This is a genomic window from Chitinophaga sp. OAE865 (assembly GCF_040546735.1).
In the GTDB taxonomy this organism is placed as follows: domain Bacteria; phylum Bacteroidota; class Bacteroidia; order Chitinophagales; family Chitinophagaceae; genus Chitinophaga; species Chitinophaga polysaccharea_A.
On record NZ_JBEPOF010000001.1, the window covers coordinates 3,198,646 to 3,225,178 of the forward strand.

The 26,533-nt window shown below is 47.3% G+C and carries 17 protein-coding genes; 8 read left to right on the forward strand and 9 right to left on the reverse strand.

Annotated elements, in window-relative coordinates:
• The first annotated feature begins 108 nt into the window (after window positions 1-108).
• Together ABIE50_RS13055 and ABIE50_RS13060 are read left to right on the forward strand one after the other, a co-directional pair.
• Entirely contained in the window at window positions 109-1,971 is a 1,863-nt protein-coding gene (locus ABIE50_RS13055) for a putative phage tail protein (protein ID WP_209860929.1), read from the forward strand.
• 159 nt (window positions 1,972-2,130) lie between these two features.
• On the forward strand, window positions 2,131-2,688 hold the full coding sequence (locus tag ABIE50_RS13060) for a hypothetical protein (protein WP_209860927.1): 558 nt from the start codon (window positions 2,131-2,133) through the stop codon (window positions 2,686-2,688).
• Window positions 2,689-2,887: 199 nt separating this feature from the next.
• Here ABIE50_RS13060 and ABIE50_RS13065 read toward each other — a convergent pair whose 3' ends face one another.
• The 7 genes from ABIE50_RS13065 to ABIE50_RS13095 form a co-directional block, all read right to left on the reverse strand.
• Entirely contained in the window at window positions 2,888-5,275 is a 2,388-nt protein-coding gene (locus tag ABIE50_RS13065; RefSeq protein ID WP_209860924.1) for a TonB-dependent receptor, read from the reverse strand.
• Window positions 5,272-6,636 carry an ABC transporter permease gene (locus tag ABIE50_RS13070; RefSeq protein ID WP_209860922.1) on the reverse strand — a complete coding sequence of 455 codons (1,365 nt, stop codon included), beginning with the start codon at window positions 6,634-6,636 and terminating at the stop codon, window positions 5,272-5,274. Before ABIE50_RS13070 ends, ABIE50_RS13065 begins: the two co-directional genes overlap by 4 nt.
• A gap of 8 nt (window positions 6,637-6,644) precedes the next feature.
• Entirely contained in the window at window positions 6,645-8,087 is a 1,443-nt protein-coding gene (locus ABIE50_RS13075; protein ID WP_209860920.1) for an ABC transporter permease, read from the reverse strand.
• Window positions 8,088-8,104: 17 nt separating this feature from the next.
• Window positions 8,105-10,606: a TonB-dependent siderophore receptor gene (locus ABIE50_RS13080; protein ID WP_209860918.1), complete on the reverse strand. Its 2,502-nt coding sequence runs from the start codon at window positions 10,604-10,606 to the stop codon at window positions 8,105-8,107.
• Window positions 10,607-10,617: 11 nt separating this feature from the next.
• Entirely contained in the window at window positions 10,618-11,313 is a 696-nt protein-coding gene (locus ABIE50_RS13085) for an ABC transporter ATP-binding protein (protein WP_209860917.1), read from the reverse strand.
• 96 nt (window positions 11,314-11,409) lie between these two features.
• A complete protein-coding gene (locus ABIE50_RS13090; RefSeq protein ID WP_209860915.1) occupies window positions 11,410-11,766 on the reverse strand; it encodes a hypothetical protein in 357 nt (118 codons plus the stop codon).
• A 74-nt stretch (window positions 11,767-11,840) separates the two neighbouring features.
• A complete protein-coding gene (locus tag ABIE50_RS13095) occupies window positions 11,841-12,677 on the reverse strand; it encodes an AraC family transcriptional regulator (protein ID WP_209860913.1) in 837 nt (278 codons plus the stop codon).
• A 90-nt stretch (window positions 12,678-12,767) separates the two neighbouring features.
• On the opposite strand from ABIE50_RS13095, the gene ABIE50_RS13100 reads away from it, so the two are divergent.
• Entirely contained in the window at window positions 12,768-14,297 is a 1,530-nt protein-coding gene (locus tag ABIE50_RS13100; RefSeq protein WP_209860911.1) for an MFS transporter, read from the forward strand.
• Between the two features lie 39 nt (window positions 14,298-14,336).
• On the opposite strand, the gene ABIE50_RS13105 is transcribed toward ABIE50_RS13100, so the two are convergent.
• Entirely contained in the window at window positions 14,337-15,005 is a 669-nt protein-coding gene (locus ABIE50_RS13105; protein ID WP_209860903.1) for a hypothetical protein, read from the reverse strand.
• Window positions 15,006-15,208: 203 nt separating this feature from the next.
• Window positions 15,209-17,041, reverse strand: coding sequence for a glycosyl hydrolase family 18 protein (locus ABIE50_RS13110; RefSeq protein ID WP_209860901.1), 1,833 nt, complete (start codon window positions 17,039-17,041; stop codon window positions 15,209-15,211).
• Window positions 17,042-17,940: 899 nt separating this feature from the next.
• Between ABIE50_RS13110 and ABIE50_RS13115 the strand changes: the two genes are divergently transcribed.
• From ABIE50_RS13115 to ABIE50_RS13135, 5 genes are all read left to right on the forward strand, one after another.
• The gene (locus ABIE50_RS13115) at window positions 17,941-19,005 is read left to right on the forward strand and encodes a LacI family DNA-binding transcriptional regulator (protein ID WP_354027996.1); all 1,065 of its coding nucleotides are present in this window, start codon (window positions 17,941-17,943) and stop codon (window positions 19,003-19,005) included.
• A gap of 344 nt (window positions 19,006-19,349) precedes the next feature.
• Window positions 19,350-22,568 (forward strand): SusC/RagA family TonB-linked outer membrane protein, encoded by a 3,219-nt coding sequence (locus tag ABIE50_RS13120; protein ID WP_209860899.1) that lies wholly within the window; start codon window positions 19,350-19,352, stop codon window positions 22,566-22,568.
• 11 nt (window positions 22,569-22,579) lie between these two features.
• Window positions 22,580-24,187, forward strand: coding sequence for a SusD/RagB family nutrient-binding outer membrane lipoprotein (locus ABIE50_RS13125; RefSeq protein WP_209860897.1), 1,608 nt, complete (start codon window positions 22,580-22,582; stop codon window positions 24,185-24,187).
• A gap of 32 nt (window positions 24,188-24,219) precedes the next feature.
• Window positions 24,220-25,566 carry a glycoside hydrolase family 18 protein gene (locus ABIE50_RS13130; protein ID WP_209860895.1) on the forward strand — a complete coding sequence of 449 codons (1,347 nt, stop codon included), beginning with the start codon at window positions 24,220-24,222 and terminating at the stop codon, window positions 25,564-25,566.
• The gene (locus ABIE50_RS13135; protein WP_209860893.1) at window positions 25,563-26,531 is read left to right on the forward strand and encodes a glycosyl hydrolase family 18 protein; all 969 of its coding nucleotides are present in this window, start codon (window positions 25,563-25,565) and stop codon (window positions 26,529-26,531) included. Before ABIE50_RS13130 ends, ABIE50_RS13135 begins: the two co-directional genes overlap by 4 nt.
• Window positions 26,532-26,533 lie beyond the last annotated feature (2 nt).

The following is a 26,533-nucleotide window of genomic DNA, read 5'->3' on the forward strand; positions in this document are numbered from 1 at the left end:
ATTTTAAGTTTCTTGTTCCAATATTTTCTGAACGCATTTCCAGTGCGTATTAAAGGATGATTTTTATAGCGACATATTTTTTATTGAGAACCCCAAAAACATATCAAAATGACATTTGAAAACGTGATTGCATTGAAGGGCACTGCTGGCACAGCAGATGGAGAGCTTGCCTATCTATTAGGATATACCAACCGCGGAGACGGTGGTGGCGGCACATTTTACTGGGATAGTACTTCGGGTTTAACAGACAATGGAGGGACAATATTTGAAGTGTCTCCATCCACTCCCGGCAGATGGATCAGGAATATTGACGGCAATATTATAAATGTGCTGTGGTTCGGCGCTTCAGGGAACCCTGCCCAGAATTCAACGACGGCGCTTCAGAATGCAGTTGCCGTGGCAAATGCATATTCTGTCACATCACCTGATCCGGGGACTTCTTATTATGGAAATAAGCCCACATTGTATTTTCCCCGGGGCGACAGGTATACATGTACTTCTACATTAAATATTGATGCCGGCGTAAATGTGGAAATGGAGGCCCCTGTGAACTTTGTTGATCCAACTGATTCCCTGCCCGGAATGGTGATAGGAAGCGACAGCACCAGCAATGCTTCTGTAAACCTGAATATCCGGATTGTAAAAGGAGCATTGTCGGCATGGACAAACGAAAACTGTGTAGGGGTTAAGCTGTTCAATCTTATGGCATCGAGGGTTAATCTTGAGTTTATCAGTTCCTTTACTATTAATGTACAGCTTATTGGTAGCATCCAATGCGCCTATAACAGAGTGGGCATTGGTACATTACAGGATAGCAAGGTACAGCTTGATTTGCTGGCTACAAGCGTGGATGGGTTTTGTAACGAAAATGTGTTTACCGGAGGAAGATTTACCGTCAGTTCCATCAGTGATCTGTCAACCAGGTCCCGGTATGGCGTACGGATAGGTATGTCGGGAACAACAAAGCATACTCCCAACAATAACGTATTCTATAAGCCCAGTTTTGAATTGAGTGCATCATCTATCACAAATCCGGCAACCACAGAGTGCCGTGCAGTACTGATTAATCACGGTATTAATAATCGTATTTGGGATGCCAGGAATGAGAACAGCGGAAAGTGCTCACTAAAGATCACCGGTAATAGATCTGTACAAAACAGTGTATATATAGGATATACTGATTTATCTGCTGCGGATGTGAATAATGCGGCTATTCAAATAGAGGATGGAAGTGATCTTGGCAATAACAGGGTGGCTAACTATCCCAATTATTATAATGATGCCGTCAATAATGGTAATTGCTGGCAATCGCTTTTCCTGCCGTTGAACATTAATAAGTATAATGCCACTACTTACTTTTTCAGGGGACTACATTGTGCCGATAAAGCCAGTAGCGCTGTGCTTCCATCACGGCTCGTTGCGGCAACCACCGCCAATTACGTGGAAATATCAGGCAACACAGGTATTGGTGTTTTTGTGGGAACCACAACTTCAAAGAAGTTTATTATAAGAAAAAGCGTGGATGCCGGTTTTGGAGGAAGGGTATGTGTCGTATGTTACGATAGTGCAGGCAATATCCTTACACCGGTTATCGGGACCAATCTTTTTTCCCCACATTTGTCGATAGTAAATACAACCCAGTTTGGCGGTTGTTACCTGAATAACGTTGATGTCGAATATGCCTCTTCTTTTACTGTGGCAGATAATGTGGCCTCCATTAGGGTCATATTAACATCGGGTACAGCCAATTTGAGGATACGGTCGTTTTCAATTGCTACCCTGGATTTTTCACAAATAACGGCTTATACCGGCCTGGAAGCGTCTGGAATTGATCACAACCTATCCTATGCGGCAATAGCGCCTACTGAGGTGAAACCCAAGGGAACCATTATTTACAACGACTGGAGCTTAACCGGGGGGCACCTTTGCTGGAGAAATACAAACGGAGGCACCACCTGGATGCAACTGTAAGTAAAGAACCGGATAATGTATCAGGACCCGCTTTCAGCAGGCATTGGTACGTTATCCGGTTCCTGCCCGTAAAAGGAGTTTATAAGACTGCAAAAAATAAGATCCCCTCATTTTACAGCTACTAAAAAATTATCACTAATTTTCCACAAAAAACCGCCCATGCGTTCTCTGCTCAAACTATGCCTGTTCCTGTTTATCGCTCTGCCGGCTATGGCCCAGAAACCCGCTAATGAACTACACTTTACCAGCAGCCAGCAACAGCTGATCACCGTGTACAAAGGCACCATTTTCGTAAATGGTAATAAAGCTTTTGTGCTTCATGAAGACATTATCAACTACAAAAGTAAACGCAACCGCCTGGTGGAAAACGGAAAAACCGTTTTTCTTTTCCTGGAAGTAAATGGAGCCCCGAAGAAAAATAAAATGTATGTATTCAATATAGACCACTCCCTGGCTGATTCTCTGCTGACAGCAATAAGCTCTGATGTAAAGGACTGGGACCGCGACGGCAACCTGGAATTCGGTGGAGCCGATCTCACCGATACCTATCCTTCTCCCGACTCTATGTATTACATCTCCTCAAAATTCTATGAAATTAAAAAAGGGAAAATTACCTATGACGCGGAGCTGACCGAAACAACGGATAAAAAGGCCAATGGTGTTTTCGTGGCCAACCCGGCGAGCGGCCTGGTGATTCCCAAAGGGAAGAAACGTTGATTTGAGCGAAGGGTATCGCCTTCGGCGATTGTCTTGGAGCAGGATTACGCTGATTAAAATGATTAGTTTGATTTTATTTGTGGATTTTGAATCCGTAAACAGGAGGAGATTTCCTGTGATTTTGAACCTGTATGCAGCAAGAACTTCATGCGATTTTTAAACCTGTAAGCAGGACAAATTTCAGATAAAACATGATTAATCAAAGCCTGCCCTTCTCATCAGAATAATGTTCTGCTGTTTTTTTGAGTGCACCGCCAAAATGATACTTTAACAGGAGGAATACCCGCCTGCTATCCCTTGTATTTTTTAAATGGTAGTGAATAAGATCCGTTACAGCCACCGATTTCATCCGGTCGCTGAAAAAGAGATCGGTGAAAGTAAGGGTGGCGGTAAAACGTTTGGCCAGGAATTTTTTGCTGATGCCGCCGTCGAAGGAAAAGCTCTCAAACGATCTCATATATCCCTCCGGCTCTCCTGTACTGTAACGGGCCGACAGCTCCATTGTTACCTCCCATGGCAGCGTAAATTGCTGGTTCAGAATTGCATTACCGGAGAAGCGTTTATTGATCCTGGAAGCCCCACCGGAAACCGGTAAGGGCAGCTCGTTATAGGCGCCGTTAAGGAGGCCTGTTATTTCCCAGGAACCACATACGCTTACCGGCAATATCAGGCCGAGATCCCAGCGTTTACTGTAAGGGAAGTTGTTGTCGCGGCTAATGATAAGCCCATCAGCCTGTTGCACCAGCTCTTTCAGGATCACTTCCCTTGTGCGCGAATAACCCAGCTGCAAAACATATTTTCCCAGCAGGGTATAGGTCAGCATGGTATTCCAGCTGAAGGCGGGTTTTAAACCCGGTGTGCCGCTGGTGTAATAATTGGCATCATAAAACCATTTGGTAGGGTTCAGATCTGTATACGATGGGCGGTTGATCCGCCGGGCAACGGAAAGCTCCAGCTGGTGTTTGGAGCCTAGCTGCCGGGTGAGTGAAAGCGTGGGAAACAGACTGGCATAATTCCATGCACTATCCAGCTCCCTGCTGTTTTGCCCCGCCACGGTATGTTCCAGCCGTAATCCCAGGTCGAGGCTGGTATGCTGCCATTTTTTTTGCCCGCTCACATATGCGGAAAGCAGTTGCTCGTTGTACCGGAAGGAACCGGTTTGTGTATCGTCCGGCTCAAAAACAGCACCGGTATAATTCCAGTAGCGGATGGGATTATTTACCCGGGCTGTGGTAAATTTAAGACCGGTTTTTAGTGTGACAGGCTTCAACGGAAGCGCGGCATCCATCCTTGCGGAAAAGATATCAATATATATCGGCTGACTGAATTTGAAACGAGTGCTGTTTAGAAGATCTTCGTGAATGATATCTGTAAAACGGGTACTTACTTCTCCGTCGGAGTTATTGCTGTAGCGGATATAATCTGCGTCAACCGAAATACTTTTCCCGGAGCTGTCTGCCAGGTAGCTGTACCTGCTGTGTAAAGTATTGTAGTAGTAAGGCTCTTCGGCTTGAATAAAAGACTGGGATCTGTACCGGGGCCCATTCATATCGCTGAGAACTGCATTACTTTCGCTGTTCAGTTTCCAATTGTCGAGGTAGCCGTCAAAAGAAAATTCAAGCGCACTTTTTTTACTGATGTTCCAGTCGGTTCCCAGTTTATAAGTATAGAAAACTGTTTTAACAGGTCGGTCTGAAGCCCTGTCGTACCGCAGCTTTTCGTTGTCGTAGCTGGTGTAGCTGCTTGCTTCGTTGAGTGAATACCGGTGTTTGGAGCTGATATCCAGTGAGCCGTATATATTCATCCTGCCGGTATTGTAGTTGCCGCCAATATTATTGGTAAAGAAAGTATTCTTATTGCTTTTACCAATGCCGCTGGCTACATCAAAGGCATAGCCGGCCGATTTTTGTTTTTTAGTAGTGATACTTATCGTACCTGCGTTGCCGTTAGCATCCATGTCTGATGTAGAGGTGGGCATGATCTCCACCCGGGCGATGTTATCTGCCGGCATTCCTGATAACATATTTGCCAGCTGGTCTTTGGAGAGATAGGTAGGCTTACCGTCGATGATCACATTGATGCCGGAAGAGCCACGCATCAGGAGCTGCCCGTTCTGATCAGCGCTGATACCGGGCAGCCTTTTCAGCATATCAAGCACTGATACACCGGGAGTGGCAGCGCTTTGTGACAGGTTTACGATAAGCTTGCCTCCACTTTGCTGCAGCACCGGCTTCCTGCCGGCCACCCTTATTTCTCCCAGCTTCGTACTGCTGGCTGTTAATACCTGCTGGCCGATACTTACCGGAGATGGTGTTAAAGAAAGTTCTTTCAGCAGCTCACGGTAACCTATACACGTTATTTTGAGCAGGTATTTACCTGGCGTCGCAGAAAGGGAAAACATGCCTGTACTGTCGCTTTGCGCCTGTGTTACCACATGCCGGCCGGTTAAATGTATCAACCCAATGGAAGCAAATGGAACAGGCGCATTTTGCTCATCTGTAACTTTACCGCTCACCATAATGCTTTGCGCCGGCAGGTTTGTGACGCTGCAAATGAAAAACAGGAGACAGGTAAACAGGCTTTTCATGAATAGATCTTCTTTCTGAAATTATATAAAGACAAAAAGGAAAGTAATCCCGTAAAGCCAACCAGTGAAATAATGCATGGCCATATTTTACCGTTGTTATCCCCGTAATAGCGCTTTAGTTTAAACTGGCTCCAGTCTATACTTTCAACAGGTTGCTCCCGGAAAATGGACGGGTAGAAATATAAACGCAGCTGCTCATGATAATGCCTGAGCGCCTGCTGGAATTGCAGGTGCTGCTGCAGATCTGATCCTGCTATGCCATTAAGCGCCAGCTGTGTTTGAATACCAGGCAGGATAAACGCAGCCATGTCGGTAAACCGGCTTCTTTGCTGCAGCTTCCGGTTCATAGCCTGTGCGCCTGTAGCAGCCTGGTCATCGCCGTTTTGCTGCATGGCAAAATACCAGTACCAGCTGAATGCCTGTTCCTGGGGAAAAGGATATTTTTTAAACTGTGGATAATGTTTGTAAAACGAATTGAGGGCAACACTTTTATCCATATCCCATTTTTCATGATATCCTTCTCTTTGCATCACCACTGTTTCCAGGGCTTCCGGAACGGGGTATTGCCGGGTAAGCCAAACATTTACAATAGCAGGGGCAAGAATATTGAGCACTACCCCAAAGGAAATGAGGCTCACTGCATTAAAGCTGGAAGATTTCCCCAGTGAGATGATCCAGAAGGAGAGCGAGAACCAGAACAACAGGTACAGGCTCAGTACTACGATCACAGCCAGCAGTCGCCCATCGACAGCGAGTTGCAGGTATACGGCGGCTATGGCCATCAGTACCAGTGCTGCCAGGTATACGGCCGTCATTCTTACCAGGAACTTCCGCCATATTACTTTTAACGGAACGGTGGATTGTGAACGGAGCAATCCCCATACGCCGGATTCCTGCTCTCCTGAAAGCAGGTTATAACTGAATGCAATAATGACCAGCGGGAATATGAAAATAAACACAAAGGCCAGGTCCATATTACCCAGCAGCAGTGTAGAAGGATTATTAAGGTCGGTGTCGTATAACTGTCCTTCCAGCCCCAGTGTGGTTACCCCGATAAGATATGGATTGATGTCGCGCTGCCCGTTGGAGAATGCCGCCCAGTTGCGTGGCATATTGGCCATCTGGAATTTGTTGTGATACAGCGTTAGTCCCAGTTCTTTACCAAAGTATTTAATATTCCTGGCGGTGTTTTCGGTTTGCAGTTTTTCCGCTTTGGCAATCACTTTTTTTTGTCTCTCTATAAAATCTTTTCCAAAATACAACCCGGCAAGCCCGCTCACCAACAGGATCAATAACCCTGTGATCACTGTTTTATTCCTGAAAAAGATCTTACTTTCCAGTTGATATATCCGTTGATTCATATATACTGTTATAAAGTTTTAACCCATTTTGATGATAGCAGTATCCCGCCCAGCAGTACCAGCAGCCAGCAAAGCAAAGAGAGGATGGTACTGGTATGATGGGAAATGACCTGTTCCACCGGTTTAAATACATATTTGAAGTCGGCCTGCTCCGCCCAATGGCTGCGACTGATCGTTAAAGGGTTATCTTTTTCTCCCGGGGGAATATTGCTGATCTTTTCTTTCTGCAGTTTGTTCATGCGCTGTGCAAGTCCGTAGCGATAGGCTTCCGCCTGGTCCTGGAAGTCGGCATAGGTATTAAAATCCGAGGCGGTGAGCGCCATGGATAGATGTTTAATGGCCAGGAAGGGGTTCAGGTAGCCGGCGGCCACCCCAAAGCTGTTTTGCTGTTCAAAGGTGTGCATCAACGCTTTCTGATGCCGGTTGTAAATGGCGGCGGAGATCCTTTCTCCTTCTGCCATTACATAGCCCCCATAATTAAATGGCAGTTGCTTTACATCGGTTACGTTGTATTGCCTTAACACATTCTCCCTGAATTTTGCATAGTGCGGATCATCGGGATTGTGGCTGTCGCCCTGCTGGTGAAGGTCCGACTCAATAGCGGCGGCGAACTCGATTTTTGACGGCGATGGATATGCTTTAACGCCGATTGCCTGTGTAATCCTGGGCATCACGATAGTAAAGAACACCCAGCATGCCAGCAGGGTGGTAAGCGCGGCCCTTGATGTTTTGTGCAGGGCAGAAGCCACTACGGCAATGCCGGCGCAAATGATGAAGTATACCGCATAAGCAAGTATGAGTAAAGCAAGACGGGTAGCGGCATCGTTGGTTACCTGCCAGTGGCTGAGCATGGCCCAGAGGAAAATGGTAAGCAGGATCACCGGGATGAACAGCGTGAAGCTAACGGCCACAATGCCTGTCATCTTCCCCAGTAACAATGTTCTCCAGCTTACGCCCTGGCAAAGCAATATTTTTAATGTGCCGCTTTCCCGCTCTGCGGAAATGCTGTTATAGCCAAGGAAAAAGATCAGCAGTGGCACCAGCAGTTGCAGCACCATGGCCACGCTCATTTCCCCGAAACGAAGCATGCCATTGGAGAAACCGGCTTCACTGAAATTAACGGTGTTTTGCTTGTGCGCCTCCAGAAAAATGGATACGCCGGCAAAGCTTTCAATGCCAAAATCAAAGAAGCTCAGTTCATGCTTGTCACGGAAAGCAAGATAGCCGTAATGCGCCATGCGGTGCGGATGCTTATCCGGTTTGGCCAGCCATTGCTGGCGCACGATCTGTTTGTACTTCAGCCGTTGTCCGTTCTGGATGTTGAAGTTCTGCCACCCCGTATAAGTGGCCATGCACAGTGCCAGTCCGAGGATCAGCGTCAGGGCGGTAGTAGCTTTGTTCCTGAAGGCTGCTTTCCAGGTGCTGGCGGCAATCAGCAATATTGTTCTCATGCAATTGGTTTTTCCTGTTAAAATTTATACGTGGCGTTGAACATTACGCTTCTCGGGGAACCGGGAAACAAGCGCAGGTAATTCTGCGCGCCTATCCAGTAAGTTTTGTTCAGGATATTATTCACGTTTACAGCCAGCTGTATCCTTGTTTTAGCCGGGCTATAGTATACAGCGGCATCCAGTAGGGTATATGCCGGCAGTGTAAAGTCGCGGATATACCAGGGCAGTTTGTTGCCGCTGTATTGAACGCCGGCGCCGAAGCCAATGCCTTTCAGCAGCCGGTGCTGGTTCAGGTCGTAACGGGTCCACAGGCTACCGCTGTGTTTGGGCGTGTTTTGTACGCGCGTACCTTTTAGTTTTGGGTCGGCATCATCTATGATCACAGCATCAACAAAACTGTATCCCGCGTTGAACTGCCAGTTGGACATAATAAAGCCGGATGCTTCCAGTTCTGCGCCGCGGCTACGCTGGGCACCGCGTTCCACGAGGCGGTTTACATCTTCAGGATCGTTGGCGTTCATGAGCAGGTTCTTTTGATTAATTTCAAACACGGCGATGTTCACCATCAAAAGATTATTCAGCCAGGTCGATTTTGCCCCGATCTCTTTCAGATCGCTTTCCAGTGGTTTATAGTTGGTGCCTGCCGGTGGCGGCACTATTACCAGTGTGGAGGTATTGCCCTGGGGCTGATAGCCACGGAGGTAAGTACCGTACAGGTTTATAGCAGGGGAGATGGCATAGGTAAGCCCTATCCTGGGCAGCAGTTTTTGCTGCGAGATCTTTTTTTCTGCAGTAAGCTTATAATTGCTGATGTCCTCGTACCATTCCTGCCGCAGGCCCAGCGTAAGGGTGAGCCGCTCATAGTTCACCTGGTCCTGCACGTATACGCCGTTCACGAGGTAGTATGCGGGCGGAATTTCTGTCTTATTAAAAATATAATCACTCAGGTTACGGATGGTATAGCTGGGATTGGCCAGGTTAAAGTGATCTACATTCGGCATTGGTGCATTAATGCCGTTAATGGTTTTGAAAAGATAGAGCTCTTTCTTTGCAGGATCATATTTAGTGGCGATGGTGCCGTCTTTCAGCCGGTAACCCTGTGCGGAGTTTTCCCCGCCGCCCCTGTACTTTTGCGTGGTAATACGGTCGTATCCTGCTACAATTTTATGATGCAGCACGCCGGTGTTGATATTGATACTAAAGTAGGCGCTGAGGTTATCGGTGTTCCATTTCTGTTGCCGTTGTACTGCGCGCATGCCAGCCAGCGTTGGGATGGGGGCATTGTTTTCATCCACTGCAAAAGCATTGGTGGTGCGGTGTTCCAAGAGGTCTTCATTCCAGGTTTGCTTCATATAGGCAACATTGAATATCACTTTGGAGCTGAAAGCATGAGATCCGTTGATCATGAGCATGAGGTCCTGCGTATTGAAATGATCATTGCTGCCACCCATATTAAAAGTGATGGGGGTGCTGTTCAGGTCTGTTTTTCCTGCTACAGCGCCGAATATCGCCTGGCCGCGGTCCAGCCTGGAGTTGCTGTTGTTCATCACTAACTCCACATTAAGACTGGTACTTTGATTGGGCACATAGGAGAACGACGGTGATATGAGATAGGCTCTTTTATATTGCAGGTCGCGGAAGCTTTTACTGTTTTCATATCCCACATTGAGCCGGTACAGCAATGTTTTTTCCTGGTTCAGCGGTCCCGTGAAATCCAGCGCTGCGCGGATGGTGCTGAAACTGCCGGTAGAAATGCTTACTTCCTTCCTGCTTTCCCGGAGCGGTTTTTTGGTCACCATATTGATGCTGCCCCCGGGGTCTACACTGGAGAATGTAGCGCTGGCAGGTCCTTTGATCACCTCAATACGTTCCAGGTTATTAGTGAGCGGCTGGTTGAAAAAATATTGCCGGGTACGCATACCGTTAATGATAGCGCCTTCTTCATTCTGGCTGATGCCACGTATAGAGAATTGGTTGTAGTAACTGCTTTGCGAAACGGCGGTTACATTTTTTACCGCATCGGCCAGTGTGAATGCCTGCCGGTCGGCAATCAGCTCTTTTGATACGGAGGAAATGGCCTGTGGAATATCTTTGTTGGGAGCCGCGATCTTTGTGGCGGAAAAGGAATAATCACCGTAATATTTCTGTGCGTTGGTACCGATGATCTCCACGGTCTGCAACGCTGTACTGGCCACGGAGAGCATTACAGGCGGCAGTTCCATGGAAGCCTGCAACTGATAGTTTTTAGTAAAGGTATTTAAGCCCGCAGCGCTTACATGTATGGTATAATCGCCGGGATATGGCAGGATGAGCTGGAATCTGCCGGAAGAATCGGTGACTGTATTCAACCGGTTGGCGCCACTTTTCATGGTAATAATGGCATTACTTACGGGTTGCTGTTGCGTGTTTGTTACAGCTCCACTCACCCTTGTTTGCGCCCCTGTATGTAATGAAAAGAGCATAAGGGCTGCGGCCAGGAAAATATTTCCGGCAATTGGAAAAGAATAAAAAAGTTTCATGAGTTAGTTGGCTAAATGGTTTCCAGGTATAATTCCTGCAGATCGCGGGCATTGATATCGCCTGCGTTTAAAGTGTGCACCAGCTGGCCTTTGCGCATGATGCCGATATGTGTGCCCACATTCACGGCATTGAATATATCATGCGTGGCCATCAGTACTGATTTGCCCTGTTGCCCCAGTTCCCGGACCAGGCCGGTGAATTCGTCGGTGGCTTTGGGATCCAGTCCGCTGGTGGGCTCATCCATGAGGATCACATCTGCATTTTTAGCCAGCGCTATGGCGATGCCTACTTTTTGTCGCATCCCTTTACTGAAACCGGAGAGGCGCTTATCATGGGCTTCGGCTTGTAAGCCGCAGCCGGAGAGGAATTGCTCCAGCCGGGATTTATCGTATTTAAAACCTGCCAGCCGGCTGAAGTAGTCGAGGTTTTCAACGGCAGTAAGACTACCATACAGCATCACCACTTCCGGGATATAGGCCAGGTACCTGCGGGTGTCGCCTTCGCCGGGGCGCACTTCCTGTTGATGGATCATTACCTTTCCCGATGTAGGAGCGGTAAAACCCAGGAACAGGTTGATGGTAGTGGTTTTGCCCGCGCCGTTCTGGCCCAGCAGGCAGTAGATTTCCCCTGGTTTAACTTCCAGGTTGAGATTGTCCAGCGCCACGTGCGACTGGTAATGTTTTGATAAGGATATTGCCTGAAGCATAGAAAAAGAATATAAGCAGTGGTACGCCTTCCGGACGGAGAGCGCATAAAATCGGTAAGAGGATGCAGCTACAGCAGGTACATCCAACAAAAAAAATCAGCAGGAAACAGGAGGCCCTTTATTAGCGCAGGCCAGCAGGTAGCTGGAATAGGCCTGTACGCGGAAAAGCGAAGCAGCAGCTTTTTTTACCGGTGAAATGAAAACCGGTTGAGGCCATTGCGTGGGTAGGAAGTCGTGCGACTGATGCTTCACCAGGTCGCATAACTTACATGCTATGTGAAACGTATTAAATTGATAATTCCCGTTGTCCGCATATTGCTGTTCCGTTCTTCCATCATTACAATGATGATGATGGAAAGCCTCTATCAGCGGGGTGCTCAGGAAAATAAGCAATAGGAATACCGCTCCAATCCTGGAGAATATCTGAAAGCGGTATTTTTGTTTCGTGTTCAAAATTGCAACGAAGTTACAATTTTTGATAAAAAGGTTGCGTTTTATTTTAAAAAAAACATGTCATGGTTCTTGGATCAGGAGGCTGATAAAGCCTGCCGGTATGCTGTTAGGCTAATTCCCTTTTGTTTTTTAAAAAACTTGTTCAGGTGGCTTCCATCGGCAAATCCGAATTCATCAGCCAGTTCATTGATCCGCAGATCACTGAATTTTAACCGCCATTCAATCAGCCTGATTTTGTAACCGCTTATGAATTGTTGTATGGTTTCGCCGCATTGTTTTTTAAAGTAAACGCCCAGGTAGGTTTCGGAAATGCCAAAAGCATTGCCAATAGCCGTGGCCGTTAGCTGGGAGGGAGTAAAAATATTCCGTTCAATATGGTTAATGATCTCAAGGATCCGTTTATCTGTATTGTCGCGTACATTGCCCGGCCTTAGTTTGGCTATATTCCTGGCCGCAATCACGATCAGCGCATTCACCAGGTTCATTTCCAGGTCCTGCTGGTACGCCCCGCCCAGCTTTATACCATACAGCAGGGAGTTTACAAGCATTTCAACCAGGCGGCTGTCGTCTTTACACCTCATCACGCATCCTGATAGTTTAGTGGCATAAAAGAGCAGGCATTCCAGGTGATGGATACTTTTCCAGGGATAAGTGCGCACATAGCTTTCACTGAAGCGGATCAGGAGGAATTCCGTCGTTTCCGCTATCTCGAAATGGTGGCGGTCGTCCGGGGTGAGCAGCAACAGGTTGCCATCACGATAGGCCATCCGGTTGCCGTTGATATTTATAAAACCTTTCCCTGAGATAAGATATACTATTTCAAAAAAACTATACTGCCGGTTCACCAGTGGACAATGGTCGGTTTTAAGGTATTCCACCTCCACCTGTTGATGTATATTCTGCTTAACCATAATACAAACATACCTTTTTATAATAGAAATGAACCGAAAAGATAGGTATTTGCCGGTCTATTTTTGTTAAAACGAAACAGGTATTCAACTATGCTTAAAAACAAAAAGAACGCGCTTACCCTTGCAGCTATTTGCTTTTCTTCCTTGATGTTCGGATTGGAGATCTCCAGTGTACCGGTGCTGCTGCCCAGCCTGGAAAAATTACTGCATGGCAGTTTCAGCGATGTACAGTGGATCATGAATGCCTATACCATTGCATGCACCACTGTATTGATGGCGACCGGCACCCTGGCCGATCGTTATGGCAGGAAACGGGTTTTTGTGATTGGCCTGGTGCTTTTCGGTATCACTTCTTTGCTCTGCGGCCTGGCTACAGGAATGTCTGTACTTATCATCAGCCGTTTTCTCCAGGGGCTTGGCGGAGGGATCATGCTCATTTGCCAGATCGCTATTCTTTCCCACCAGTTCCAGGAAGGGAGGCAGCGCAGCAGGGCCTTTGCCATGTGGGGCATCGTATTTGGAACAGGTCTTGGTTTCGGCCCCGTTATAGGTGGGCTGATCCTTTCACTGGCCAGCTGGAAGTGGGTTTTCCTGGTGCATTTTCCATTGAGCATACTCACGCTCGGACTTGCACTGGCAGGCATAAAAGAATCCAGGAACACCCATGCGCAGCAGTTGGATGTGTGGGGTATGATCTCGTTATCATTGTCCGTTTTTGCATTAACTTATTTCATTATCCAGGGGCCGGTGCTCGGATTCGGCAGCACATCCGCATTATTTATCCTTACCGGGTCGGTTATTGCATTCCTGCTCTTTCTTTATGCCGAGAAAGTAAGTCCCCAGCCAATGTTTGATTTTACTGTATTCCGCGTGCCCAATTTTTCCGGCGCCATCATTGGCTCTATTGGTATGAACTTTTGTTTCTGGCCTTTTATGATTTACCTGCCTATTTATTTCCAGGGCGTACTGGGGTATAACGGTGTTGTTGCGGGAACAGTGCTTCTGGCTTACACGCTTCCCACATTGGTGGTTCCTCCTTTGGCTGAAGGACTGCTGCTCAGGTACCGGCCGGGAATAGTTATCCCGCTTGGGCTGTTCAGTATCGGTGCGGGTTTTATCCTGATGTGGCTAGGTATACATTCCGCGCATCCGGGCTGGCTTAGCATGCTGCCGGGTACCCTTGTGTCCGGAATTGGATTGGGCTTATGCAATACGCCTGTTACCAACACTACCACCGGATCCGTTAGTGCCGACCGTGCCGGTATGGCCTCAGGGATAGATATGAGCGCCAGGCTTATCACGTTGGCGGTTAACATCGCCTTAATGGGGCTGGTGCTAAGCAAAGGTATCTACGCGCATCTAAAAGGAGTATTCAACAACAGGTTCAGTGCAGAACAGCTTCAGTTAATGGCGGAAAAGATAGCGGCTGGGAATTTTGCGGGTTTGAATGAAAAATTTCCGGAGATGAATATCGCAGATCCCGACGGATACGCCGCTCATTCGGCGCTCAGTTACGGCTTTGAATTGCTCACTCTTTTCGGTGGGACCGGCGTTTGGTTATTGGCCCTGGCCAGCTTTTATATGTTTAAACCGGCTGCAGGAAAAGCGGTGTTCAAATAAAATATTACTGCCGGTGTTTTGCCGGCAGTAATATTCTATCTAATTGTAAACTTCGTTTTCGTTGTACTGGTGAAGGATCTTGTTCAGTTTACCATCTTTAAAATACAATCTCACAATAGAATTACCTTTTACACCTGGTTTAACATCAGTTGTAATAGAAAATCCCCATTCCGCATATTTTTCCATATCCGGATCAAAAGGTTTATTCAATGGCTTATCCGGTAAAATGATTTTCAGTTGACTGTAGGCAGGGATTTTGTAAATGGCGAGCAGTTTTGTGTAGATGTTGTTTACCAGGTCGTTTTTAAGAATGGCTGTTTCTGAAGGAAGAGCTGCAGGCCATTGATCCATCTCTTCCGGGAGTGCTCCGCCGGCACTGATATGCGCCACTTTATCGCCGGAGAACTGGATCAACGCACGGTCTATCACAACACTGGTGTCCATCAGTGTAACAGCATCGTAATAAGGGAGCAGGTATTGCACTTGCTGCGGAGAGGAAAAAGGCTGGCGGTATACTACTGCTACCGAGGAAAGATCTTTTTCATTATTCAGCTGCTGGAGCCGGTTATAAACATCCGCATAGGAGCTCCCGATCCTGATGCCCCATTTATCTCCTTTAGTAATGGTTTCTATTAATGGAAGCTGGTCTTTTTTACTACAGGAAAATAATAGTATTGCAGGGAATAATAAGAGGAACAGTCGTTTCATATTGTGATTCATTAATGTGACTGTTGGAAAATAAAATATTCTGAAGGAAAATTCATGCAGGGAAGGATCATTTTGGATGAAATGCCTGTTGGTAGGGAAGAAGCGGGAAAGGGAGGCGTGGGTAGAACTTATCGTGTAAGAAAATGCGGGGCAAAAAAATGCCCGGCGATTTTATATCACCGGGCATGTAATTATAGCCGTATTTAGTTTTGCAGATCAAAACTGATAGCAATTGCAGACAGCGTAGCCAGTAAAGAATTGGCGCTGGTAGGCGGTGTGGTGCCCGGCGTACCGGTATTGCCGGATGCGTTGAAAGAAAAGCTGTTGATGGTACCAAGCGCTGCAAGCTCGCCCGTAGCGGGGAAGTTGGTTAAGCCGGCTGCGCCCTGTATTAATACATCGTTTACCCATAAGTGATAGGTTTGTTGTGGCAAAGCATAAGCGCTGCCGTTTTTCAGGTAGTTCCTGTCTGAACTGTGGTTGTTGCAATACAGTTCAATTTTATAGCTCCCGGTTTTATTGAATACGGTGTTGTTGATGGTAGTATAACCGTATGTGGCATTGCGGTACGACAATGTGGCAAAGTTGCCTCCGTAAAAATCCAGGCGGATAGCGCCGAAAACGCCGGGTGTATTTACAGAGGTAAGCTGGTTGGTGTTGTTAAAGGTGCTGCTGCCGGTGGTGCTGTAACCAAAGGGAATAATGAGCTGTCCGTTGGTTAATGCGGCATTCAGCTGAAGATTGAAGATGAGTGCTGCCACTGTTTTGGCTTCATCGATATTGTACCAGGAAAATTTGGCTGGCGTGTTGGTAGAGCTGGCGGCTGTTTTCAGGCCGGGAGGATTAGTGCCCGGCTGCAGCTGGTAATAGCCGCCGCAGTTAGCAGGCAGGAATACCCGTCCGTAGCCATAGGGAGGTGCAGGTAAAAATCCCGGGGCGCCTTTTATGGAGATGGATGATTTCATAGCAGTGGAATCGCTGTACGTAGCTGCAGCCGCCGCGCTCAGGTCGAACCGCCAGGTGATGTATGGATTTTCCCAGCCGGTATTGCTGTTTATTTTATTGTGGATGGCATTTAACAGCGACAATGACCCGCTGGCATCCTGCAATACCTGCCAGAACATAATACCACCGGCTTCCTGTTGTGCGTAGGCCGTTTTATTCTGGATGGTGGGAATACCATTGTAGTTGATCACGATACCATCTGCGCGGCGTACTGTATCCTTATTTTCCGCGCCGGGATATTGCGTTACCAGTTCGCTGTATTTGATGGATTGCAGGTTGCCCGAAAGTGTATACAGGCCATAGAATGGAACGCCCACCACTATTTTATCTGCCGCCATGCCTCTTTGTCCTTTCCAGTAATCAACATGTTGTTTTGCATAGCTGTAAGGCGAATGTTCATCGCCGGCTTTATCATAAGCCATTACGTTGATGAAGTCGAACGCTGCGAGACAGGAATCTGTTACCCGGTCGCGCGTCCACCAGGCCACTGCAGCGGTCAGTAGTTTCCCGTTGGGTTTAAGCTGTGCCGACAGTCCGGTGATGAATGCTTCATAGTTTTCATCGATGTTGTCTCCTTCGAGATCCACATCAATACCATCCACGTTGTATAGTGAAACGAGGTTCACTACTTTGGTGATAAAGGCTGCCCTGTTAGGCGCTGTAAGCAGGTTGGCGTACTGGCTTTGATTGGATCCGCCGCCGAGCGATAAAAGCACTTTAACGTTGTTGAGATGCGCTTTGGATACAATGGTATCCAACCCGGTGCCTTGTGATGCGGGGAAATTGCCGTTTACATCGGGGTTGAAGAAGGCAATATTCAGATGGGTCACCTTTGAGAAATCAAATGCATTGATATGATCTGCGAGGGTGGAAGTATATTTTGGAAGATAGGCTACTATCTTAAAACCGGCCGACTGCAATTGCAAGGTATGCATTTGCCCGGGTTTGTTGATATAAAACATATCCCGGATCTTGGTACAGCCGGAAACAAGTAATACAAAGAGAGCAGATAATACTAGTTTTTGTTTCATGTTTTTTGGTTTAAATGAGCAGTGAATAATAGGGAGTGTATGAATAGCTGATCGTGCAACATTGCCGGCATAAGGTTTCCCTTCGGTTTACTTTGAAGGGCATCAGGGAGCAGCACAGTAGCGCTCCTGCTCCTGCCTGGGAAATTGATTGATTTATACTTGCTTTAGCAGTACTTATACATGGCTGCAGTGATACTTAGGACACGCTGTCAACGTGCCGGCAACGGGGTGTTAATGTGGAGTAGAGGTGGACTTGATCAGCAATTGATTGATACCCATTGAATTATGTACACTTTTTTCCGGGCATGTTACATCACTTCCGGATCCGTAGATATATGGATATCAAATAGTTATTTGAATAAAACCAATTTGCCTGAAGGTAGGTCCTTTAACCCAAAAACACGCCAATATAACCGTTGCCGTTATACCGCCGGGAAATGGGCGGTGTGTGGCTATGTATCAGTATGATTCAGCCATGATTAACAGAAGTGATTTGGGATGGATCTGTTTTTACCTTAAATTCGTGTACGTACACAAAAATAACGTTTATTTTCATATATCCAAGTACCGGCGTAAAAAATATCCGGTCATTTATTTTACAGGAATAACGCCGGGTATATGCTGGCAACAGCATAACGCCGCACCAGTGGATGAATGAAAACAGGATTAAATTAGTACTTTTGGTGGCGCGGCAGGTTTAACGCCGGGATAGATAGTTTGATGTATAACAGCCTTTACATGGAAGTATATGAAATGTTGTTGCCGTAACAGGATTACATGGAAACTGATATTGCCGGCTTTTATATGGAATCCGCTGTACCGGGATAACGGGCTTTACGCGGAAAACAAATAATCTGCTGCTGTAAACCGGAATAATTGAATGCACAATCAACCAGTTAATGAAAGATATAAAAGAAGCCGCATTGGTGGGCGTGAAAGAAATTGCCAGAAGGGCGAATGTTTCTATTGGCACCGTAGACAGGGTATTGAATAACCGTACCGGTGTGGCAGATAAAACAAGGGAGAAGATACTGGAAATTATTAAGGACCTGGATTACCAGCCTAATATTATGGCAAGACGGCTGGCATCCAAAAGGCTCCTGCACCTGGCCGTGCTGATCCCGGCAGCATCCGGCGAAACGGGATACTGGAATGCACCGCTGAATGGTGTAAGGCAGGCCGCAGCAGCGATAAGGGATTTCGGGGTAACCGTGGACATCTATTTTTTTGATCAGAATGATAAAACCACTTTTACTGCCCGTGCTGCTGAAATTTTAAAGAAAGATTACCAGGGTATCCTGCTGGCGCCAATGTTTGAAGAAGAATCCCTGAGCTTCACCAAAAAATGTAAGACGAAGAAAATTCCCTTTGTATTCATTAATTCAGATCTTGAAACCGAAACCGGCCTGAGTTATATTGGTCCCGATCTTTACCAGAGCGGCTACCTGGCGGCGCATCTTATCAGTTATCTCGTGAGGGAAGGGCAGCAGGTACTGATTGTGAATATCTCCAGGGAAATGGATCTGCATCATCACCTGTTGAGAAAAGAAGAAGGTTTCAGGGCTTATTACAAAGCACATCCTGCAGATATACAGATCAGGAAAACCGATATCCGCCAAACCGATTATAAGTCCGTGAAAAGCAAGCTGCACAAGGCATTGGTCAAAACGCCCGCAGATGTGATTTTTGTTACCAATTCAAGGGTGGCCACCGTAGGCCGCTACCTGGAAGAAGCCGGGCTTACACATATCAGGCTGATAGGCTACGACTTCCTCGCGGAAAACATCGACTACCTGAAAAGATCCGTGATCGATTTCCTCATCTGCCAGAAACCGCAGGAGCAGGGGCACAAAGGCATCATGGCATTATATGATCATCTTACACATGCCGCTGTTATTGAGCGGCAGCAGTATATGCCTATCGATATCATCACAAAAGAGAATTATCTTAACTACCGTAACTGACCCGTTTTTACATCTTCCAAAAAAAATATTTTACAACAGATAGCATTTTCTGGATTTTATTTCTATATTCGTGTACGTTAACGAAGATGATGGTTTTGTAATTCCCTGTCACCTGCGTTAACTGAATGGAATTGTGCTTTTGGGGGCGATTCCTCTTTTTTACCTTTTTTTCGTGTACGTTAACGGTATTTTTCATCTGTCGTTTTAACAGCCTGTATTTTTCATCGTTTGGTATTTAGTCAACCAAAATGCGCTGCGCTTTATTCCGGATAAAGAGCAGCCAACGGGTATTTATTGATCACTGCTGTGTACTTATCGAATCAGGAACCAAAATCACTACCACCATGAATGCAATTGTCAAGTTTAAACATCTGTACCTATGTATAACGATGTTGGCGGCCTCCCGGCATTACGCTGCAGCACAGGCTCCGGGAGTAGTTAGGGGTGTCATCACAGATGAAAAAGGCGCTATCGTCCCCGGCGCGAGCATCTATAATAAAAACAGTAAAGAAACAGCCATCTCAGGCAATGATGGCGCTTATATGATTAAGGCCACCGGCGGCGACAGTATCATTATCCAGATGATAGGTTATGAGCGCTTTGGTTTTCTTACAAGAGCGCAGCGGCAGGTAAATGTAAAACTGTTATCGCGCTCCGAAACACTGAAAGATGTAGTGGTAACGGCATTGGGTATACGAAGGGAAGAGCGAGAGCTGGGATACGCATTTTCTGAAGTAAAAGGAGAGGATATCAATAAAGCAAAAGAAACCAATGTGATCAACTCCCTCGCGGGAAAAGTGCCGGGCCTTATTATCAACAGCACCGCCGGCGGGCCATCGGGCTCTTCCAGGGTGATCATCCGCGGCAATACCAGCATTACCGGCAACAACCAACCCTTGTATGTGATAGATGGTATCCCTATGGATAACTCCAACTACGGCCAGGTAGGCGATACGAAATTTGCTGAAGGCGTGGATATGGGAGATGCCATTTCTGCTATCAACCCGGATGATATTGATAAGATCAGCGTACTGAAAGGGCCTTCTGCTGCCGCGTTATATGGCAGCAGCGCGGCTAATGGCGTTATACTGATCACCACAAAGAAAGGTGCCCGCTCAAAAGAGCTGGGCGTAGAGCTTAACAGCACCGCTACTATTGAGAACCAGCTCACCAAAGTAGATGGCAACCAGTACCTCTACGGGCAGGGCCGCTCGGGGCAACTGCCACTGGATCAATCACAGGCGCAGAGCACCATGTTCACCAACTTTGGCCCACGGCTGGATCCCGGTCTCAGTGTGATCGGGTTCGATGGCGTAACCAGGCCCTATGCCCTCGCCAAAAATAATTTCGGCAGCTTCTTCAGAACCGGATCTTCGCTGAATAATACGCTGTCACTAACCAATGCCACAGACAGATCCAACTTCCGCTTCTCGGTGTCAGACCTGCGGTATAAAGACATCCTGCCGAACAGTGATATCCGCCGCAATAACTTTACCTTCAGCGGGCGCTCCAAGTTCGGCAGCAAACTGGATGTGGATGTAAGGGCCACCTACCTGAATGAAAAGGTGAACAACAGGGCGGGACTGGGAGATGCGCCAACCAATGTGGGACAAAATTTTAACGGCCTCGCCAACAATATCGATCAGTCTGTTTTTTCCGATACCTATAAAAGCAAACAAGGCGAATACGTGGAATGGGGCGGTGGCCCATACCGCCTCAATCCTTACTGGGTACTGTATGAAATGTCGAACGTTACGTTGAAAGACAGGCTCACGGGCGCTTTTAACGCTACCTATACGGTTAATAAGTGGCTGAGTTTACTGGCAAGGGCTTCTACAGATATCACCTTCCTGGATTACCGGAAGTACAGCCCACGCACCACGCCGCTGGCGCTTTCAGGCATGATGAATGTTACGAACCAAAAATATTCCACTACCCAGGCCGATTTCATGGCTACCATTACAAAAAAGATCACGCCTGATCTCAACTTCTCTGCCAGGCTGGGCGCCAGTTTGAATAAGCGGGTAAGAAAGGGAACCAATGCCACTTATTCCAATATGACAGTGACTGATGTTATCAGCATCAACAGCTACCAGGATAAAAGCCTGGAAGAGAATAACCAGCGCAGGGAGATAAGGTCAGCATATGGATTATTTACATTTGCCTATAAAAACTATCTGTACCTGGATGCTACGGTGAGAAGGGACGCATCTTCCACGTTACCTGAAAATAATAACGTATATACCTACCCGTCAGTATCTTCCAGTTTCATTTTTACAGATGCGTTTAAGATGAAGAGCGATGTATTGTCGTTCGGAAAAATAAGGGCTTCATGGGCAGAAGTAGGAAACGATACCGATCCTTATATGCTGGATGTGTACTACAGTTTATACCCGCTGGCATTCAACGGCGTGCAACCCGCTAACCTGGCCACTAAAATACTGCCCAATATAAACCTGCGGCCTACCAGGACCCGTTCATTTGAAGCAGGTACCAACCTGAAATTTTTCAACGGCAGATTGAATTTTGACGCTACTTATTATACTTCCCATTCGAGAGACCAGATCAATATTGTTCCTGCTCCACTCTCTTCCGGTTATCCGAAACAGATCATTAATGCAGGTATGATCACCAACAAAGGGATAGAGTTGTTGTTATCCGGCACTCCTGTATCCGGAAAGAACTTTTCCTGGGACCTTACCGTGAACTTTGCACGGAATATCAATAAGGTGGAATCGCTGGCAGATGATGTGCCTTTTATTACTTTATCTGAAGCAAGATGGCTTGGTCTGCTTGTAGCAGCTATGCCGGGTCAGAAGTATGGCGCTATCCTGGGGTATGATTACCAGCGGGATCCTGATGGAAATGTGATCCTGAACCCCACTTCCCTGAACCCCATGCCCACAACCGATAGAAGAGTATTGGGAAAAGGCGTGTTCGACTGGACAGGCGGAGTGGTGAGCCGGCTGAACTATAAGAGCTTCAGTCTCAACGCTGCTTTTGATGTAAAGTATGGCGCGGATATTTTTTCCATGACAGACCTGTTTTCCGTAGTGCGGGGCAGTAGTGTGAAAACCCTTCCCGGACGGGAAGAATGGATACAATCCGAGCAGGAGCGCCTGGCCGCTAAGAAATCGCTCGGCGAATGGCAGGCTATGGGAAAAGTAAGGGGATATGTGCCTGAAGGCGTGGTACAAACCGGTACCGGTACAGATGGAAAACCAGTGTATACCAAAAATACGAGGGCAGTGGATCCTTCCGTTTACTGGAGCAATTTTTATTCCGATGGCAATGGCATTGCCGTACCCTTCATTTATAAAGCTACTTATGTGAAGGTGAGGGAAATCACTTTGTCGTACCGCCTGCCGGCCACCTTCAACAGGAGAACAGGGCTTAAAGATGCTTCTGTAAGCTTTGTGGCAAGGAACCCTTTTATCATCTATAAAGACATTCCCAATGTAGATCCCGATTCCAACTATAATAACGGCAACGGGCAGGGGCTGGAATATGGATCGCTGCCATCAAGGCGGGGCTGGGGAATTAATCTGAATGTTAAGTTCTAAATGATCAAAACATGACAGACATGAAAATCAACAACAATCATCCAATGAGATATATTATACCAGCGCTGCTGCTGCTGTTATCGGCCTGCAGCAGGTTCGGCGACCTGAACACCGATCCTACAAAGTCCAGTAAAATAAATCCCGAGAACCAGCTGATATTTGCGCAGCTCTGGTTTTCAGGTGACCTGTCCACACAGGAACGGACCAATAGTATAGTACTGATGCCGATGATGCAGCAGCTGGGCGCCGCTTATTATGCGCGTGTGGGTGGTATGTATATCAAAGACATTACGCGCCTGTGGGTGATGTGGGAAAACAGCTATCAGAATGATGTGGTGAACATAGTGGACGCCGTGGAACGTACCAATGGCGTGGCCGGGCAAACCAATCTCAATGCCATCTGCAGGATCATGAAAGTATACACCTTTGCCAGGCTCACGGATCTTTATGGGGATATTCCTTACTCGCAGGCCGGCAGCGCGTTTTATACACAGGTAAAGCGCCCGGTGTATGATCTGCAGCAGGACATCTATAATAATTTTCTCGAAGAGCTGAAAACGGCTTCTGCACAGCTGGATCCTGCGAAAGATAAAGTACCTAACGAAATTTTTTATAAGGGAGATATCAACGCCTGGAAGAAGTTCGCCAACTCACTCCGTATACGGCTGGCGCTTCGCCTGGTAAAACGCGACGCGGAAAAAGCAAAGAAGGAAATACAGGATGCCTTCAATGCTGCAGGCGGCGTAATGAACAGCAGTGCAGATAACTGTATCACCAAACATATGGACATACAGAATAATTATTCCGATCTGCGTGGTAACTCTGTATCAGTAGCTATTAACCAGCAAAGCGCCATGCCGAAAATAGTAAGCACTTTTCTGGATCAGTTGAAGAGCACCAACGACCCGCGACTGAATTATATTCCCCGTTGTTATAAGCAGAATATACCGCTGAAACCTTTTGAAAGGGAAGATATTACAGCGCAGGTGAAGGCCAGCGTGATCGGGCTGGTAGGCTCCAAACCGGGGAAGTATGTGTATGAAGACTGGGTAGGTCCTGTTACTATTAAACTTGCCAATGGCACCAATTATAGCGCAGTGAACGGTGATCTTAAATGTGAGATCAACAATTGTTTTATCCGTAACAACGCTCCCTTCCTGCACCTGACCTATGCAGAAGTGGAGCTGTTACTGGCAGATGCTTCCGTGCGCCTGGGGCTCACACTGGGCGCGGATGCTGCCACTCATTACAATAAAGGGGTAGAAGCAGCCATGAAACAGCTGAGTCTTTACCCTGGCGGACCGGTGATCCCCGATGCAGAAATAGCGGATTTCTTAACCAATAATCCCCTGCAGGCGGGTACTGAATTAAAGCAGATCAATAACCAGTTATGGATCGCATTAATGCTGAACGGGCCGGAGTTGTTTGCCAACTGGCGCAGAACAGGATATCCCCAGTTGCTGCCTACGCCCAACAATGAATCTACTTCCACTACCATACCAAGAAGGTTCCAGTATCCGCTATCTGAAAAAGAGCAGAACAAAGTAAACGTGCAGGCGGCTATTGACCGCATAGGAGAAGACGACTGGCTGAAAAGAGTATGGTGGGATAAAGAATAAATATCCAAAAACAGGTATAAAAATATTCACTGATGAAAGGATCAACTTATTTATTGCTGGCGTTTTTGACAGGATGCTGCTTCTTTGCTGCATGTAAAAAAGACGAGGCAGATACACAGGCAGAAGGCAGGCCGTTTACACCCCGTGTATTCAATGACGCGTCGGTTTTCCCGGAAAACCCGGATAGCGTACGGGTGATGTCAATCGGGGAAACATTGCCATTCACCGGTTTGCAATATTCCCCGGGAGGCAAAACAAAAATCTCCTGGAAAGTAAATGATGCAGAAGTATCCACTGCCGACAGTTTCCTGTTCAAAGCCGCTGAAGGCGGCGCATTCCGTATCCGGCTGGAGGTATCTTACGGAGGATTCACTACCGCCAGGTATCGCGATGTGTTTGTAATACCCGATACCTATAAGAAGAAAGATGCTGCCAGCGTAGTGCTGGCCTACCTGAATGATACTGCCGGTTATAAGTATATCGACTGGAGCACTATCACGCACCTGGCCTATAAGGTGGCCACCATTAATGCTGCCGGCGTGGTGGATGTATCAAAGGGAGAGCCTTACCGCAAGGCAGAAGAGCTTACCGGCAGGGCCCACCTGAATGGGGTACCGGTATTGCTGAGTATCAGCGGCGCCCTGTCTGGCGACGGATGGAGCGTGAGCCAGAGCAACAACTTCGGTGCAGTGATCACCGATGCTACCAAAAGAGCAGCGTTGGTGAAGTTCATTGCCAGTTATATTGCCGCAAAGAAAATGGATGGCGTAGACATCATGATGACAGACATCAACGCTTCATCTGCCATCATCAATGATAATATTGCTGCTACCGGCCTGCTGCTGAACGAACTGCGCGCAGCGCTTGGCGCAAACGCTATCATTTCCGTAACAGTGCCTGTTAACCAGTATTACAGCCGTTATCCCGATCTCTCCGCCGCCACCTGGCTGAATGTGCATGCCTTTGAAGACGGGCAGCATGTGGGCCCGGGAAAGGTACCGGGGCAACCTTCAGGATATAATTACTTTGTAACTGGTGCAGAGCTCTGGAAAACAAAGTATCCTGCCTCAAAACTGGTGATCGGTATACCAGCCTTCGGACTGAGATATAACCAGCTGGATGCCAACGGGAACAACCTGGGCTGGACATCCTATAACTATATCCCTTACAAGGACATCCTGGCGGCAGTGCCCACCGCAGCCGATAAAGAATACGCGGATATTTCAAAAGGCGTATATTTCAACGGGTTGCCGCTGGTTACACAGAAGGCAGGCTACTTAAAGCAGAACGGTTTTCTCGGCGCATATATCTGGACAGGTGATTATGATGTAAAAGGCGCTAATTCTTTAACCGCTACCATCTTCAATTTATTAAAATGAGTATACTGCAACGCATCTCTGTCTTTCTTATCACCCTCATCTTTACTACCCATGTAAAGGCACAGTTCAAAGTAGTGGGCTATATACGCGCCGGTGGCGATATTGTATCAGACCTGCAGAAAGTGGACCTGGGAAAGGTGACTCATTTAAACATAGCATTTATCAACCCGGATACATCCGGATACTTCCGGGCATTTCCGGCACTGGATACCGTGGTAAGCATAGCGCATGCCAGGAAAGTGAAAGTGCTGATGTCCTGTGGTGGTGGCAGCCGGCATGTTTACTATGCCCGGCTGTTATCGGACGGGTGGAGGCCGGCAGTGGTGGACCGCTTTATTGCATTTGTAGACCGTTACCAGCTCGATGGTATAGATGTGGATATTGAGGGAGATGATATAGACAGTAACTATGAGAACTTTGTGGTGGCGTTGAAGACGCCGCTACAGAGCCGGGGTAAGCTGCTTACCGCCGCCCTGGCCTATTACACCCGTAACAGGATCTCTGATAAAGCCCTGCAGCAGTTTGATTTCATCAACATGATGGCGTATGATAAAACAGGGCCCTGGCGGTTAACCGATCCTGCCCAACATGCGCCGATGTCGTATGCGGTGGACCACCTGGATTACTGGAGCCATGAAAGAAAAGTACCGAAGGAAGAACTGGTGCTTGGCCTGCCGTTTTACGGTTATGGCTTCGGGCCGCTGCCGGATACCAATGGAATTTTCCGGTCTATGTCGTACAAGGATATTATTGCCCGTTTCCCGGGAGCGGAAAAGCAGGATGAGGTGCAGTTTCCCGGCAACGGCGGTACGCTTTATTATAACGGTGTGCCCACCATCCGTGATAAAACGGCGCTGGCGCTGCAAAGAGGCGGTGGCGTGATGATCTGGCATTTGCTGGGTGATAGCAGCGGCACTCATTCTTTGCTGAATGTAATTCATGAAACAGTTGAGAAAAATAAATAGCA

Coding starts and splice junctions, on each gene's coding strand:
- ABIE50_RS13055 (WP_209860929.1), top strand. CDS start 109: ATGACATTTGAAAACGTGATTGCATTGAAGGGCACTGCTGGCACAGCA.
- ABIE50_RS13060 (WP_209860927.1), top strand. CDS start 2,131: ATGCGTTCTCTGCTCAAACTATGCCTGTTCCTGTTTATCGCTCTGCCG.
- ABIE50_RS13065 (WP_209860924.1), bottom strand. CDS start 5,275: ATGAAAAGCCTGTTTACCTGTCTCCTGTTTTTCATTTGCAGCGTCACA.
- ABIE50_RS13070 (WP_209860922.1), bottom strand. CDS start 6,636: ATGAATCAACGGATATATCAACTGGAAAGTAAGATCTTTTTCAGGAAT.
- ABIE50_RS13075 (WP_209860920.1), bottom strand. CDS start 8,087: ATGAGAACAATATTGCTGATTGCCGCCAGCACCTGGAAAGCAGCCTTC.
- ABIE50_RS13080 (WP_209860918.1), bottom strand. CDS start 10,606: ATGAAACTTTTTTATTCTTTTCCAATTGCCGGAAATATTTTCCTGGCC.
- ABIE50_RS13085 (WP_209860917.1), bottom strand. CDS start 11,313: ATGCTTCAGGCAATATCCTTATCAAAACATTACCAGTCGCACGTGGCG.
- ABIE50_RS13095 (WP_209860913.1), bottom strand. CDS start 12,677: ATGGTTAAGCAGAATATACATCAACAGGTGGAGGTGGAATACCTTAAA.
- ABIE50_RS13100 (WP_209860911.1), top strand. CDS start 12,768: ATGCTTAAAAACAAAAAGAACGCGCTTACCCTTGCAGCTATTTGCTTT.
- ABIE50_RS13105 (WP_209860903.1), bottom strand. CDS start 15,005: ATGAAACGACTGTTCCTCTTATTATTCCCTGCAATACTATTATTTTCC.
- ABIE50_RS13110 (WP_209860901.1), bottom strand. CDS start 17,041: ATGAAACAAAAACTAGTATTATCTGCTCTCTTTGTATTACTTGTTTCC.
- ABIE50_RS13115 (WP_354027996.1), top strand. CDS start 17,941: ATGAAAGATATAAAAGAAGCCGCATTGGTGGGCGTGAAAGAAATTGCC.
- ABIE50_RS13120 (WP_209860899.1), top strand. CDS start 19,350: ATGAATGCAATTGTCAAGTTTAAACATCTGTACCTATGTATAACGATG.
- ABIE50_RS13125 (WP_209860897.1), top strand. CDS start 22,580: ATGACAGACATGAAAATCAACAACAATCATCCAATGAGATATATTATA.
- ABIE50_RS13130 (WP_209860895.1), top strand. CDS start 24,220: ATGAAAGGATCAACTTATTTATTGCTGGCGTTTTTGACAGGATGCTGC.
- ABIE50_RS13135 (WP_209860893.1), top strand. CDS start 25,563: ATGAGTATACTGCAACGCATCTCTGTCTTTCTTATCACCCTCATCTTT.